Annotated in this window: 1 pseudogene; it reads right to left on the bottom strand. The window is 46.4% G+C overall.

The annotated features are described in order from the left end of the window. Positions 1–69, bottom strand: a pseudogene (locus tag BHE89_RS03065) (HslU--HslV peptidase proteolytic subunit); the annotation flags it as partial. Positions 70–237: the final 168 nt, after the last annotated feature.

The raw sequence follows: 237 nt of genomic DNA, 5'->3' as shown, positions 1-237 counted from the left end.
CATCGTCGCCTGTCCATCACCACCGATTACAACTTGGCCCTTACGGCGAACACTTACGATTGTAGTCATGAGTCAGCCCCTGGTTTAATCAATAAAAAATGAGACGGGGAGTGCCTTTATTTAAGATAAAGCACTGCCCGTTGTGTGAATTAGAATTATAGGTGGGGGAGAAAATTTATTTTTCAACCCCCAGAAGCGCGAAGAATACAACCTGATACGCCAGCGCCAGCGGCTTGT

It is taken from the genome of Shigella sp. FC1967 (genome assembly GCF_001743005.1).
Lineage (GTDB): Bacteria > Pseudomonadota > Gammaproteobacteria > Enterobacterales > Enterobacteriaceae > Proteus.
Note: the sequence above shows the minus strand (reverse complement) of the source record. Positions and strands in the feature narration are given on the sequence as shown.